The organism is Gordonia amarae NBRC 15530, assembly GCF_000241345.1.
GTDB lineage: Bacteria > Actinomycetota > Actinomycetes > Mycobacteriales > Mycobacteriaceae > Gordonia > Gordonia amarae.
This window is the reverse complement of the sequence record NZ_BAED01000022.1, coordinates 15,639-29,840: the sequence shown is the minus strand read 5'-3', so window position 1 is coordinate 29,840 and position 14,202 is coordinate 15,639. Positions and strand designations below refer to the sequence as shown.

12 protein-coding genes are annotated in these 14,202 nt (G+C 67.9%); 5 read left to right on the top strand and 7 right to left on the bottom strand.

Annotated elements, in window-relative coordinates:
• Window positions 1–200: 200 nt before the first annotated feature.
• The 6 genes from GOAMR_RS06910 to GOAMR_RS06885 all read right to left on the bottom strand — a co-directional run bounded on the left by GOAMR_RS06910 (window position 201) and on the right by GOAMR_RS06885 (window position 7,742).
• On the bottom strand, window positions 201–1,349 hold the full coding sequence (locus GOAMR_RS06910) for a thiolase family protein (protein ID WP_005184647.1): 1,149 nt from the start codon (window positions 1,347–1,349) through the stop codon (window positions 201–203).
• Between the two features lie 4 nt (window positions 1,350–1,353).
• On the bottom strand, window positions 1,354–3,138 hold the full coding sequence (locus GOAMR_RS06905) for a class I adenylate-forming enzyme family protein (protein WP_005184644.1): 1,785 nt from the start codon (window positions 3,136–3,138) through the stop codon (window positions 1,354–1,356).
• A gap of 29 nt (window positions 3,139–3,167) precedes the next feature.
• Window positions 3,168–4,355 (bottom strand): acyl-CoA dehydrogenase family protein, encoded by a 1,188-nt coding sequence (locus tag GOAMR_RS06900; RefSeq protein ID WP_040514599.1) that lies wholly within the window; start codon window positions 4,353–4,355, stop codon window positions 3,168–3,170.
• A 77-nt stretch (window positions 4,356–4,432) separates the two neighbouring features.
• The gene (locus tag GOAMR_RS06895) at window positions 4,433–5,215 is read right to left on the bottom strand and encodes an enoyl-CoA hydratase/isomerase family protein (RefSeq protein WP_005184640.1); all 783 of its coding nucleotides are present in this window, start codon (window positions 5,213–5,215) and stop codon (window positions 4,433–4,435) included.
• A gap of 8 nt (window positions 5,216–5,223) precedes the next feature.
• Complete coding sequence (locus GOAMR_RS06890) at window positions 5,224–6,285, bottom strand: acyl-CoA dehydrogenase family protein (protein WP_005184638.1); 1,062 nt, start codon at window positions 6,283–6,285, stop codon at window positions 5,224–5,226.
• A gap of 2 nt (window positions 6,286–6,287) precedes the next feature.
• On the bottom strand, window positions 6,288–7,742 hold the full coding sequence (locus tag GOAMR_RS06885) for an aldehyde dehydrogenase family protein (protein WP_005184636.1): 1,455 nt from the start codon (window positions 7,740–7,742) through the stop codon (window positions 6,288–6,290).
• Between the two features lie 164 nt (window positions 7,743–7,906).
• Between GOAMR_RS06885 and GOAMR_RS25505 the strand changes: the two genes are divergently transcribed.
• The 4 genes from GOAMR_RS25505 (at window position 7,907) to GOAMR_RS06865 (ending at window position 12,044) form a co-directional block, all read left to right on the top strand.
• The gene (locus tag GOAMR_RS25505; RefSeq protein WP_083836879.1) at window positions 7,907–8,758 is read left to right on the top strand and encodes an LLM class flavin-dependent oxidoreductase; all 852 of its coding nucleotides are present in this window, start codon (window positions 7,907–7,909) and stop codon (window positions 8,756–8,758) included.
• Window positions 8,751–10,067 carry an LLM class flavin-dependent oxidoreductase gene (locus tag GOAMR_RS06875; protein WP_005184632.1) on the top strand — a complete coding sequence of 439 codons (1,317 nt, stop codon included), beginning with the start codon at window positions 8,751–8,753 and terminating at the stop codon, window positions 10,065–10,067. Before GOAMR_RS25505 ends, GOAMR_RS06875 begins: the two co-directional genes overlap by 8 nt.
• Window positions 10,068–10,116: 49 nt before the next feature.
• Window positions 10,117–11,073: a TauD/TfdA dioxygenase family protein gene (locus GOAMR_RS06870; RefSeq protein ID WP_005184629.1), complete on the top strand. Its 957-nt coding sequence runs from the start codon at window positions 10,117–10,119 to the stop codon at window positions 11,071–11,073.
• 173 nt (window positions 11,074–11,246) lie between these two features.
• Window positions 11,247–12,044 (top strand): NADPH-dependent oxidoreductase, encoded by a 798-nt coding sequence (locus tag GOAMR_RS06865; RefSeq protein ID WP_005184627.1) that lies wholly within the window; start codon window positions 11,247–11,249, stop codon window positions 12,042–12,044.
• Window positions 12,045–12,093: 49 nt separating this feature from the next.
• Here the strand turns inward: GOAMR_RS06865 and GOAMR_RS06860 are convergent, their stop codons facing one another.
• On the bottom strand, window positions 12,094–13,170 hold the full coding sequence (locus tag GOAMR_RS06860) for an NAD(P)H-dependent amine dehydrogenase family protein (protein WP_040514598.1): 1,077 nt from the start codon (window positions 13,168–13,170) through the stop codon (window positions 12,094–12,096).
• A gap of 95 nt (window positions 13,171–13,265) precedes the next feature.
• Here GOAMR_RS06860 and GOAMR_RS06855 point away from each other — a divergent pair, with 95 nt between their 5' ends.
• The gene (locus tag GOAMR_RS06855) at window positions 13,266–14,099 is read left to right on the top strand and encodes a glycerophosphodiester phosphodiesterase (RefSeq protein WP_005184622.1); all 834 of its coding nucleotides are present in this window, start codon (window positions 13,266–13,268) and stop codon (window positions 14,097–14,099) included.
• Window positions 14,100–14,202: the final 103 nt, after the last annotated feature.

Below are 14,202 nucleotides of genomic sequence, written 5' to 3'. Positions count from 1 at the left end.
ACAGTTGTCTGTTCACTCTTGACGATTACCCGTCCGCGCGGACAATCTGGCGTCTCTTCCCGCCGAGCGGGACAGCACCACCCTGATGATTGAGGTGCGAGCTTGCGAGCCTCGAAATCCGGTGAGCGAACATTGTCGTCTCGCCGGGTTTCGATGCTCGTCGCTTGCGCTCCTCACACCTCAACCGGCAGTAGTCGCTTTCAAGTGTCGAGCAGTTCGATGATGGTGGCGTTGGCCTGGCCGCCGCCCTCGCACATCGTCTGCAGTCCGTAACGGATCCTGTTGCGCCGCATGTGCGTGATCATGTCGGTCATGATGCGGGCGCCCGATCCGCCGAGCGGATGGCCGAAGGCGATGGCGCCGCCGTTCGGGTTGAGCAGCCCGTCGTCGGCGCCGGTCTCCCGCTGCCACGCCAGCGGCACGGTGGCGAAGGCCTCGTTGACCTCGAAGACACCGATATCCGACAGCGACAGTCCCGATCGTTTCAGCGCCTTCGCGGTGGCGGGGATGGGGCCGGTCAGCATGATCACCGGGTCGTCGCCGGTCACGACGGCGGTGTGGACGCGGGCGATCGGGCGCAGGCCGTGCCTGCCGGCAGCCTCCTCACTCATGATCAGCAGCGCCGCCGAGCCGTCGGAGATCTGGGAGGCGTTGCCGGCATGGATCACCCCGTCCTCACGGAACACCGGCTTGAGCGTGACGAGGGTATCGACGGTGGTGCCGCGGCGGATACCCTCGTCGGTGCCGACGAGCCCGTCCGGGGTGGCCACGGGCACGATCTGGTCGGCCAGCAGACCGGCGTCCTGTGCGGCCGCGGCCCGTTCGTGCGAGCGGGCGGCATAGGCGTCCACGTCTGTTCGGGTCAACCCCCACCTGGCGGCGATCATTTCGGCGCCCACCCCCTGATTGGGAACCACGTTGTCGTAGCGGTCCCGGTACGACTGCGGGAACGGGCTGTGCCCGATCGTCGTCGACGAGCCCATCGGCACCCGCGTCATCGACTCCACCCCACCGGCGACCACCACGTCGTAGTGTCCGGCGGCGACACTCGCAACCGCGAAATTAACCGCCTGCTGCGATGATCCGCACTGCCTGTCGACGGTGACACCGGGAATGGTCTCGGGCCAGCCCGCGGCGAGCACCGCGGTGCGGGCGATGTCGATGGCCTGCTCGGACACCTGCTGCACGCAGCCCCAGATCACATCGTCGACGGCCTCGGGGTCGATTCCGGTGCGCTCGACCAGTCCGCGCAGCACCGTCGCCGACAGATCGGCCGGATGCACCTGCGCGAGCACGCCGTTCCTGCGGCCGACCGGGGTACGTACCGCTTCAACGATCACGGCATTCATGTGACTACTCCTGGTTCTCTTGCGCTGCTTCGATATCGGCGACCAGGTCGAGCAGCCTGCGCCGGTCGACCTTCAGCGACGCACTGCGCGGCAGCTTGTCGACACCGTGGATGGTCACCGGGATCTCATAGGCGGTGAGACGGGCACGCAGACACTCTTTCAGGTCCGCCTCGCCGACAGGTGCGGCGCCGGGCGCCCATTCGACCACGGCCACCGGCACCTGGCCGAGCCTGTCGTCGGCCCTGCCGTACACGGTGGCATCGAGAATCGCCTCGTGGGCACGAAGTGCGTCGGCCACCACCTCGGGCTGCACCTTGAAACCGCCTCGCACGATGGCGTCGTCGGCGCGTCCGTCGATGTACAGGAACCCGTCCTCGTCGAGGTGGGCGAGGTCGCTGGTGCGCACCCAGCCGTCGGCACCGGAAGTCGTCTGTCCTGAAAGGACTTCCAGGCGGCCCGTTTCGCCGGTGGGCAGGATGTTGCCCGCGTCGTCGACGGTCCGCATGCTCACCCCGGGAAACGGGCGGCCCACGCTGCCACGTTTGCGGGTCCACCACTCGTGGTGCATCGGTTTGGTCCAGCCGGCCACCGCCCCGGAGAACTCGGTGGCACCGTAGACGATGAGCACGGGAATGCCGTAGCGGCCGATGAATTCGTCGGCCAGATCGGGGCTGACGAAGGTGGTGCCCGCGGTGACCGCGCGCAGGCTGCGCAGTCGTTCGGCCGGAACGTCCGCGTTCAGCACCGACCTCATCGCCGCGGGCGGGAGGCTCGCGATGCGTGGCTGATGTTCCTCGATCGCCGACGTCCAGCCGTCGACGGTGAACCGTTCGAGGAGTACGAACGGCCGGGCCTCCGACAGTGCTTGCAGCACGGCCCACATGCCGCCGATGTGCACCATCGACAGCGTCACCAGCGCCACCCGGCCGGTCAGGGGTGCGGGGCGTTGCTCCGGCTGGGCGATGCGAGAGTGCACCGCGGCGAGGGTCGAGTCGAGTTGACGCCAGGTCAGGGGGATGCGTTTGGGTGCCCCGGTGGTTCCGGAGGTGAACATCTCGATGGCTGTTCCGGAGGCCGCGGTGGTGGTGCTGTCAGGTGCCTCGTCTCGCCGGACCCTTCGTGACCCTCGCTCCTTCGTCGCATCGGCCTCAGGGATCAAGAAGTGTGGTCGCGCCGTGCAACTCGACCCCCGAGGACCCACGCCGCCAGAACTCGACACACTGCCTGACCCCCCAGGACCCACGCCGCCAGAACTCGACACACTGCCTGACCCCCGAGGAGCCGAGGCGCCAGAACTCGACACGCTTCTTGATCCCTGAGGAGCCGAGCCGCTAGGCGAGGCGTCTCGAAGGGTCCGGTGAGGCCCGGCACCCGCTTGAGCGAAGGAGAAGCCGGGGATGCCGAGTTCATCTACCGCGGAACGGAACTCGTCGGCAGACCAGGACTCGGTCGGGGCGAGGGCGACGTCGGGGGCACTGCCCAGCAGGTCGCGGGCGACGCGGGCTGCGGGCTGCATCGGGTTGAGGGTGACGAGGGTGCGGCCGGTACCCAGGATCGCCACCAGCGAGGCCACCGACTGCATGCTGTTGCTGAGCACCACACCGATCCGGGAGCCGGGGCCGGCTCCTATCCTGTCGAGTTCGGCGGTGATCTGTTCGGCGAGCCCACGCACCTCGCTCCAGCTGTGCCAGTGGCCGGCCTGCTCGATCATGCGGGCGTCGTCGGGCGCGGACCACAGCTCGCGCAGCGCGGACCGGATTCCGGCCATCACGTCGGGGGTCAGTGTCACGGGTTCTCCGTTCTGGGGTGAAACCTCGGCTAGCGGGGTAGCCCGAGACCTCGTTCGGCAATGATGTTGCGCATGATCTCCGAGCTGCCGCCTGCGATCGTGTAGGCGCGGGCGTAGAGGAATTCGTCCTGCCAGCGGCCGTTGTCGACGGCGCAGGCCCCACCGGTGACCACCCCTGCCTCACCACACAGCTCGAGCGCGAAGGCGGCGATCTCGACACCGAGTTCGCTGAACATCAGTTTGGTCATCGGAGCGTCGTGCGGCCGTTGTTCACCGCGCGAGGCCCTCGTCAGCGACGCATACACCAACGCCGACAACGCATCCACCGACGCGGCGAGCTCACCGAGCCGATCGCGGACCGCGTCGTCATCAAGGGCGAATCGGTCTCCGCGTCGTACGGTCCCGGCAAGCTCGTACAACGCTTCGATATTGCGTTGCAAGCGAACAGCGTTGGAGGCGACACCGGCCCGCTCGTGACCGAGGCTGGAATTGGCGATGCGCCATCCGTCATCGACGGTGCCGATCAGCGCGTCGGCGGAGACCAGCACGTCGTCGAGGAACACCTCGTTGAAGTCGGCGGTGCCGGTCATCTCCCGCAGCGGCCGCACATCCACACCGGGCGAACGCATGTCGATGATGAACGCGCTGATGCCCTTGTGCTTGGGCGCCTCCGGGCAGGTGCGTGCCAGCAGATAGCCGTAGTCGGCCCACTGCCCGTTGGTGGTCCACACCTTCTGCCCGGAGATCCGGAAACCGCCGTCATCCTGCCGGATCGCCTTGGTGCGCAACGATGCCAGGTCGCTGCCCGCTCCGGGCTCACTGAACAGCTGACAGAAGATCAGCTCGCCGGACCGGATGCCGGGCAGGTATGCCGACTTTTGCGCGTCGGTGCCGAAGTCGATGAGCGCGTGCGCCACCAGATTGGCCGCGCCTTGCACCGGCGCGGGCGCCCGGCGGCGGGCGATCTCCTCACCGAGGATCACATCGCGTTCGAGCCGGTACCCGGGCCCGTCGCCGCCGTACTCGGCCGGCCACGAACCGCCGTAGTGGCCCGCGGCGAACAGGTCCCGCGTCCATGTCTTGAGGAGCGCGAGTTCGTCGGCGTTCTCGGCGCTACGGACTCCGGCCTTGGGCGCAATGGGTGGCGCTTTGCGCTCCACGAAGTCACGGACCTGCCTCCGGTAATCCTCAAGCTCAGCGGTCATTCCATACTTCACACCGAATCACCTTGCCGGGACGGGCGATCCGGCGCACCGATGTGTCCCGGTCAATGGATATCAAAGTGCACCGGAGATCAGCGGACCTCGAAATCGCGGGTGGGTACCTCCGAGCGCACCACCTGCGCCTTGCCGATCGGATTGCCCAGGGAGGTGTACGACATGCCGGTGGCCAGCGCCTGCGTGCGACCGGTGTCCTTCGATTCCCAGATCGCCCGGACGCTGCCTTGGACGGCGGCTGCGGGTTTGGCCGCGATGCGGCGGGCGAGCATGTCGGCGCGTTCCCAAAGCTCGTGACGGGGCACGATCTCGCTGACGAACCCGATCTCGTACGCGCGCCGCGCCGACATCCGTTCGTCGAGTCCGAGCAGCACCATGCGCAGCACCTCGCCGATCGGGATGCGGTGGGCCAGCCCGATCGGTTCGAGGGCAGCCACCAGCCCGTAGGACACGTGCGGATCGAAGAACTGGGCGTCGTCACTGGCAACGATGATGTCGGCTTCGTTCAGCCAGTACAGGGCACCACCGGCGGCCATCCCGTGTACCGCGCAAACCAACGGCTTCCAGCAGCCGTTGTGTTTGGGCTGCAGGTCGATTCCCGGGTCGCGGCGGCTGAACACGTTCTCGGAGATGAAGGTGCCCTCGCGGGTGTCCATGCCGGTGGAGAACGCCCGCTCCCCCGCCCCGCGCAGCACGATCACGTGCACGTCGTCGGTCTCGCGGGCGTACTCCCAGATCTGGCGGAACTCGGCGCGCATGGTGTTGGTGAAGGAGTTCATCCGCTCGGGACGGTTGAGGGTGATGGTGAGCACGTGCCCGTCGAGCTCGGCCAGGACCGTGGTCAGTTCGGTGAGATCCATCGCAGTTCCTAATGATTAACCGTGGTGGCCGATACGAGCCGACGTCGGTGCTCGCGCACCGAACCGTCGAGCAGTTCGTCCACCTTGATCCGCCGGATCAGCAGGTGCACGTCGTGTTCCCAGGTGAAGCCGATACCCCCGTGCACCTGTAACGCCAGTTGTCCCACATCGGAGGCGCTGCGGCAGGCGAAGGCCACCGCCGACGACACCGCCCGCGTTCGCTCCGGCCCCTCTTTCTCGTCGAGGGCCAGCGCGGCCGCCCACAGAGTTGCCCGCGATGCCTCCACCGCCACCGCCATGTTCGCCAGGTGGTGCTTGACCGCCTGGAACGATCCGATGGCGGAACCGAATTGGGTGCGCTGCCCGGCATATTCGACGGTCATCGCCAGCAGTCTGTCGGCGCAGCCGAGGGCGTCGACGGCCCGGAAGACGGCGATCTGCTCGCATACCGCCCGGGTGGTGCCGGCGGGCAGGAACGACCACTGCCACACCCCGAGCGTCAGGTCGACCTCCACCTTGGCCCAGGACCGCAGCAGGTCCAGAGTGTCGGCCGGCGAGACCGTCACGTCACCGGCACCGATGACGGCCGCCACCTCACGGCCGTCATCGGTCTCGGCCAGCAACAGAATGTGGTCGGCGTCGACCAATCCTGTTGCCGGTGAGGTTGTTCCGGAGATATGCAGCGTGTCGCCCGCCACCCGCACAGCAAGTGTGCCCGCCGACGCCACCGGGATGACGATCACCTCACCGGCGCTCGCCGCGACCGCGGCCGGATGCCCGACGCGCTCCAGAACCGCAGCGGCGACGGCTATCTCCGCCAACGGAACGGCGCTGCCCGCCCGCCCGTGCTCCTCGGTGAGCACCAGCAGGTCGACGTTCGTGCCCCCTGCGGCCTCGGTGAGCAGGCCCGCCAGGCCCGACTCGACGACGTGTTTACGCGCGTCCGCCGGGATGCGAGCCGGCCCGTCGTCGATGTCCGCCCGCCGGTGCAGGATCGGATCGTGTTTGGCCAGCCACGCCCGTTCGGCACCGGCGAGATCGAGTTGTTCTGTGCTGAGTGCGAAATCCATTGCTACATCTGTGCCCAGATGGTCTTCTGCTTGAGGTAGATCTCAATGCCCTCGCGGCCGGCCTCGTGTCCCCAGCCGGACTGCTTGTACCCGCCGAACGGCATCGAATGATCAAACTGCAGTTGACAGTTCAAACCGATGGTGCCGGCCTGCAGCCGCTTGGCCATCCGGTGGGCACGGCCGACATCCTTGGTCCAGATGGTGCCCGCGAGCCCGTAGTCGCTGTCGTTGGCCAGCGCGGCGGCCTCGTCCTCGTCGTCGAACGGCAGGATGGTGACCACCGGACCGAAGATCTCCTCGCGGTAGAGCCGGTTGGAGGTGTCGAGGTTGGTGGCGACGGTGGGATGCACGAAGTAGCCGGTGCGGTCGAGCCGGTGACCACCGGTGACGTATTCGACGCCGTCGGAACGGCCCTGGTCGATGTACCCCATGACACGTTCGAGCTGACGGGCGCTGATGATCGGCGCGATCATCGCGCCCTCCTCGTCGGGGCCGCCGAGCTTGACGGTGTTGGCGATGCCCGCGATACCCTCGACCACACGCTCGTACACGCCGCGCTGGGCGAAGATCCGCGACCCGAGCATGCACACCTGACCCGAATGCAGGAAGCAGCCGAAGCCCGCCATCATGATCGCCGTGTCCAGGTCGGCGTCATCGAAAATCAGCACCGGGGACTTGCCGCCGAGTTCGAGGGTGACCTTGTTGAGGTTGCTGGCCGCCGACGCCCGCACGATCTCGCGGCCCACCTCGGTGGATCCGGTGAACGCGACCTTCTCGACGTCGGGGTGCGCGGTGATCTGCGCGCCGACGGTGTGCCCGTAGCCGTTGACCATGTTGACCACGCCGTCGGGGACGCCGGCCTCGCGCAGGATGCGGTCGAACACGATCGCCGACAGCGGCGTCTCTTCCGCGGGTTTGACCACGGTGCTGCAGCCCGCGGCCAGCGCCGGGGCCAGCTTGGCGCAGTAGTTGAACACCGGACCGTTCCACGGGAAGATCAGGCCCACAACGCCATACGGCTCTTTCATCGTGTAGGCGTGCATGTGTGATTCGATGCCGGTGAGGCCGCCGGTGTTCACGTCGCGGGCGATACCCGACACCTTGGTGCACCAGCCGGCGTAGTAACGGAACCATTCGGCGCCCACCTTGGTGATGGTCTCAGCCTGGAACTTGGGGATGCCGGTGTTCAGGCATTCGAGTTCGGCGAGCAGCGAGGCGTTCTCCTCGATGAGGTCGGCGACCTTCCACAGCACCCGGGCGCGTTCGTAGTCGGCCTTACCCGCCCACACCCGTGATTCGTAGGTGTCCTTCGCCCGGGCGACGGCGGCGTTGACCGCATCCGGTCCGGCGTCGGTGAACTCGGTGATCAGTTCCTCGGTCACCGGGCTCACCACGGGAATGGTCTCGCCCGTTCCCGGTACGTCGCGAAGTTCGTCGAGCACATCCTGCACGGTCATGAATCTCCCTTTCAGCCACCACCTGGTTGGGCGGCACGCTATGAAAGGCCCACACTTGGCGTCGACCGGACGTCTCGCTGGCCGGGAACCTCCCGTATCGACTTTTCCGATCACGTAGCGCGCTTACCTGTTTCGCCGGGGCGGCCCGGACGATTCTCAAACGCATGTCCGCACCACCTGTTTCCGGTCCACTCGTGCTGATCGCACTCCCCCGGCCGCTGCTGGCCGAGGTCCTTCGCCCCGGGTATCCGCAGGCCCCGGCCGATCTCGGCCGTCGGCTCGATGCGGTGGCGCACGCGGTGATTCTCGGTTCCGACCTGCTCGAGCCCAACACGGTCACCGATACCGCCGGCCTCGATCCGAGCGTCGCCGCCATCACCCTCGCCGCCCACACCCGGCGCACCGGTCTGGTTATCGCGGCCGCCGCACACCGCGATCACCCGTACAACCTGGCCCGCCGCGTCGCCGGGGTCGATCACGCCACGAACGGCCGGGCGGGGCTGGCGATCGCCGAGGCCGACCCCGCCGCGACCCCTGGGAATCCGTGGACCCGGGGCGACAGCCCCGTCGCCCCGGATGCGGTGACCGCGATCCGCGAACTGTGGCGCAGCTTCCCCGCCGACGCGATCATCGCCGACCGCGACAGCGGCGTGTTCGCCGAATCCGAGCGGATCGTGGCGATCGATCACCGCGGCGCCTACGACATCACCGGCCCGTTCCAGGTGCCCACCAGCCCGCAGGTGTGGCCTCCGGTGTTCGTATCAGGCTTGGCTACAAAGGAATTGGTGAGGGTGGCCGATGTCGTGGTTCCGGTCGACGCCGGTGACGCCGGCGTCGTCGTGTATCGCCCCGCCGATGCCCTTGAACTCGACGAACTCCTCACGGTCCTGCCCGCCGTACCCGAGGGTCGGTCCGCGACGCTGCGCTCGGCTTTCGGCCTCGCCGCCCCCGCCGCGCACCCGGCCGGCCGCGCCGTGTTCCCCGCCGCAACCACCCCGGAGGTGTCCCGTGCCTGACCGTTCCCACACCGGCCGTCCCGGCCATGTGATCCTCAACGTCAACGTCCTCGATGTGGGTATCACCCATGACGCCTGGCGTTCGTCGGACCTGCATCCGCTGTCGTTCGTCGACACCGGGTACTTCACCGAGGTCGGCCGGATCGCCGAACGCGGCACCCTCGACGCGTTCTTCCTCGCCGACGGCCCCGGCCTGCGGGAGGACCCCCGGCACAAGCCGGGCCGGGCGCTCGAACCCACCACGATTCTGGGGGCGGTGGCCGCCGCGACGAGCAACATCGGCCTCATCGGCACCCTGTCGACCACCTTCAACGATCCGTGGGAGCTCGCCTACCGCATCGCCTCGCTCGACTACGTGTCCGGCGGGCGGGTCGCCTGGAATGTGGTGACCACCTATGCCGAGGACATCGCCGGGAACTTCGGACTCACCGAGCTCCCCGACCGCGACACCCGCTACCGCCGGGCCGCCGAGTTCGTCGACGCAGTGAACGACCTGTGGGCATCGGCCCGGACCCGGACGCCGCTGCGGTTCGACGGCGAATTCTTCAACCTCGCGGGACAATTGCCGGTGCCGCCGTCGGCACAGGGACAGCCGCTGCTGGTGCAGGCGGGCGGATCTCCGGCGGGGCGTGAACTCGCCGGGCGGCAGGCGCACGCCGTGTTCTCCGCCGAACTGAGCCTGTTGGCGGGCATCGCCCACTATCAGCACGTCAAATCCGTTGCCACCAAAGCGGGCCGCAACCCCGAACACGTCCGGATCCTGCCCGGCCTGATCACCGTCATCGGCAGCACCGAGGCCGAGGCGAAGGCCCGGGACGCCGAATCGGCCGCGCTGGCGCCGTCGAGCCATGCGGCGGCACGCTTCTCGGCCACCCTCGGCATCGACCTGCACTCGGTGGATCTCGATGCGCCGCTTCCTGAGTCGGTGCTCGACGAGCCCGCCGACCCGAGCAGATTCCGTGGCTCCCTCGGCTTCCGCGAATCGGTGATCCGGCTCGCCGCCGACGAGAACCTGACCGTCCGCCAGTTGCTCGGCCGTCTCGGCGGCGGATTCGGGCACCGCAAGATCGTCGGCTCCCCCGAGCAGGTGGCCGACACGATCGAGCACTGGTGGAACGCCGGAGCCGCGGACGGATTCAACCTGATGCCCGACCGTTTCCCGGACGGCCTGGAGATCTTCGTCGACGAGGTGGTGCCGATCCTGCGGCGCCGCGGCCTGTTCCGGCACGAGTACGAAGCATCCACCCTGCGGGAACGATTCGGCGTTCCGTTCCCCGGTTCAGCAAGCTCGGCCTCCCTGGCCGGATAACCCCCTGACCCACAAGAAGTTTCACCCAAGAGAAAGAAGGACACAGCCCATGACCGCAGTACAGGAAGCAAGCGCAGTACAGGAAGCACCCGCACGGACCGGCACCCTGGAGATCGCGCCGTCGGCAGGCTACATCGGAGCCGAGATCGGGGGCGTCGACCTGCGCGACGACCTCGACCAGAGCACCGTCGAGGAGATCCGCGCCGCCCTGCACCGCTACAAGGTGGTCTTCTTCCGTGACCAGGAGATCGGTCACGCCGAACAGGTCGCCTTCGCCCACAAGTTCGGCAAGGTGACCCCGGCCCATCCGCACGAGGAGAACCCGCCGGAGGGCTTCCCGGAGATCCTGCCCATCGACAGCCGCCGGTACACACAGAACCTGGGCCGCAAGCGGACCTCGTACGACCACAGCTGGCACACCGATGTGACGGCGCTGGTCAACCCGCCGGCCGCGTCGATCCTGCGGGCCGACATCCTGCCGCCCTACGGCGGCGACACCGCCTGGACCAACCTCGTCGCCGCATACGAGGGCCTGCCGAAAGAACTGCGCGAGCTGGCCGACCGGATCGATATCCGGCACCAGTTCGCGGCCCGGGCCGCCGAGGGAAGTCAGCGCGCCCGCAAGATCGCCGAGGCCAACCTGGTCGCCTACCATCCGGCGGTGCGGGTGCACCCCGAGACCGGTGAGCGGGCACTGTTCGTGAGTCCCGGCTTCACCCGCGGCCCCCGCGAGATCCGCGGCTTCTCACCCGAGCAGAGCGAGGAGATCCTGAAGCTGCTGTGGCGGGAGGCCACCCGCACCGAGTACACCGTCCGGTTCCGTTGGGCGCCCGGCAGTGTCGCGTTCTGGGACAACCGGGCCACCGCCCACCTGGCCATCGCCGACGCCGGTCACCTCGGACACGACCGGGTGCTGTACCGGGTCACCCTCGAAGGGGATGTGCCGCGCGGTGTCGACGGCCGCGAATCCGAACTCGTCTCCGGGGAACAGTTCCTCGGCGCCTGAGTGCAATCGACAACACCACCTCAAACAGTTCCTTCGCCGGTTGAGGTGCGAGGTCGCCCAGCGACCGAGCCTCGAAACCTCGTGAGATGACATCGTTCTCTCACCAGGTTTCGAGGCTCGTCGCTTACGCTCCTCACACCTCAGCCGGCGACGAGGACCAAGGAGTTTCACCCATGACCATCGCCGCCCGGTATGCCGACGCAGCGCTGACCCTGACCACCACCAACGACATCATCGCCGCCCAGCTCGCGCACCGGTCGGTGCGCAAGTTCCTCGACACACCCGTCGACGACGCCCAGTTGCAGGCCATTGTGGCCGCGGCACAGTCGGCGTCGACATCGTCGAATCTACAGCCGTGGAGCGTGATCGCCGTCCGCGACCCGGAACGCAAGGCCCGGCTGGCGGCGCTGGCCAACAAGCAGAAGTTCATCGACGAGGCCGGGCTGTTCCTGGTGTGGGTGGCCGATCTCGGCCGGGCGCGCCGGATTGCCGAACGTGAGGGGGCACCGCTCGACGGTGCGGACTACCTCGAAACCACCATCATCGGCTTCGTCGACACCGCCCTCGCCGCGCAGAACGCGGTGGTCGCAGCCGAATCACTCGGGCTGGGAGCCGTTTTCGTCGGGGCCCTGCGCAACAAACCCCTGGAGGTGGCCGACGAGCTGGGTCTACCGCCGCACACCATCGCCACTTTCGGTCTGGCCGTGGGTGTTCCTGACCCGACGGAAAACGCAGGCATCAAGCCGCGGCTGCCGCAGGCTGCGGTACTGCATCACGAGCGGTACGACGCGGCCGCCGCCGACACCCACATCCCCGGCTACGACGAGGCGCTGGCCGACTACAACCGGCGGTACGGCCTCGACGGCACCTGGAGCGGCCGGGTCCTCACCCGCCTGGGGTCCGTCGCCTCCCTGCACGGGCGCGAGAAACTCCGGGACCAGTTGGAAACCCGTGGTCTTCCTTCTCGTTGATTCCCAACCGGCTTGAGGTGGTTGCGCAAAGTTCCCGTCTCACCGGAGGTCATGAGGTGACCAGGCCCTTGCCCGTGATGAGGGGTAGGTCAAGGGCGGTGATCAGGCCGGGACGCGCATCCACCACGGCGGGAACGGAATTGACCAAGCGTGCGGCGGTCACGATCATGCCGGACACATTGTGGTCGCCGTGCTCGCCGTGGTGGGTGAACTCGACGGCCATGTGCGGTTCGCCCGAGATAAGGATGCGGTAGCAGCCGTCGCCCTCGGCGGGGGTGGGCCAGTCGGGACACTGGTCGGAGTGGGTGCGGGTGTAGTGCTCAAGGACGATGCGGTCGACGCCGTTCACCTTGCCGACGACCTCGAATCGTAATGCGGCCTGGGTTCCCTCGGGGATCTCGACCGACACCGTCGAGTAGTCCTTGTCCGCGGCAACACGTTCGACGCGCACGTCGAGCGGCTCGTCCACGGTGACGTCGAGACCGGCCGCGAGCTGACGCACCACGCTCCCCCAGGCGAGGGTGAGCACCTGCGGAACCACGAGCGGCGGTGTGGCATCCATCGGTTTGCCGAAGCCGAACAGTTCGCTCATCACCACCGGCTGATAGTAGGTGGAGTAGTCGGCGATCTCCTGGCAGCGCAGCTCGTCGATGCGCTGCGACAGGCTCGTCATCGCCAGTGGCAGAGCATCGTTGGCGAAGCCGGGGTCGATACCGTTGACGTGCAGGCTCACCCCGCCCTTCGTGGCGGCACCGTCGACGCGGGCGATGTAGTCATCGGGCAGCACCCCGTACGGGTATTGCAGGATCACCGGCCCGCTCGACACCACGTTGATGCCCGCCTCGGCGAAGGCGATCAGGTCCTCGATGGCCTCGGGCACCCGGTCGTCGGTCATGGCGGCGTGCACGATGCAGTCGGGCTTGAGGGCGAGCAGGGCGTCGCGGTCATTGGTGGCGATCACCCCCAGGTCGCGGTCCAGGCCGGCGAGCCTGCCCGCGTCCTGACCCTCCTTGGCCTCGCTCGACACCCACACTCCTACCAGTTCCAGCCCGGGGTGACCGTCGATGACGGCGATGGCATGTTTTCCGACGGTTCCGGTCGACCAGACGACCACGCGAAGACTCATCACCCAAAACTAGAACACGTTTCATTCAGAGTCGAGTGTTCTCCGGAACCGGGGACTCCCAGGCTCCACGGCACGCCCGGACTAGGGTGTCGATGATGAACGCACCGACCGCCGTGACCCGCGACGGCCACACCACCCGGATCAAATGGCATCGCGCCCGGCGCCGCGCCGCCGACCCGGTGTTCACCGCCACCCGGATCCGGGAGGGTATGTCGGTGGGCGCGAGCGTCGAGATCGACCTCGTCGTCCACGCCGACCGGGGTTTCGCGGTGCTGCACGATCTCGACGTGAAACGCGCGACCACCGGGTCGGGCAATGCCCGGTCGCTGGGCGCCGACCAGTTGCGCGCGATGTCGCTGCGCGACAACCGGCGCCGCCCCGTCGACGAACCCGTCCTATTACTCGAAGACCTCGTAGAGGCGCTGCGCGGCACCATGATCCACCCCGACGCACTGCTGCAGCTCGACTTCAAGGAAACCGCAACCGCTCTCGACGATCGCGCCCTGCGGGTCTTCGCCGACGCCGTCGCCCCCATCGCCCGGCACCTGATCCTGTCCTGCGGCGACGCGACTGCGGTGCGCGAACTGACCGGCGCCGCACCGGGTATCCGCATCGGCTACGACCCATGTCACGGCGGCGCGGTCAAGCGGGTGCTCCGTTCGGGCCGATTCGGCCAGTTCGTCGCCGACGCCGTGCACGCCTCCCCCGACGCCGAGATGGTCTACCTCGACAAGAAGCTGGTGCTGCGCGCCGACGACCGCGGCGTCGACCTGATCGGTGCCTTCCACGCGGCAGGACGCACCGTCGACGCCTACACCGTCCGCCGGGTCAACATCCTCTCCCGCCGCACCATCACCCGCCTGCTCGACCTACGCGCCGACCAGATCACCACCGACGACCCCGAACGCCTCGTCGCCCGCTTCGGCTGATGTACGACGAGCCGCTCAGCCAACGGACGAAAAGCTCCGAACGCCAACACAACCAGAACAACTCAACAACTGCTCCCCTCGCCGGTTGAGGTGCGACGAGCCC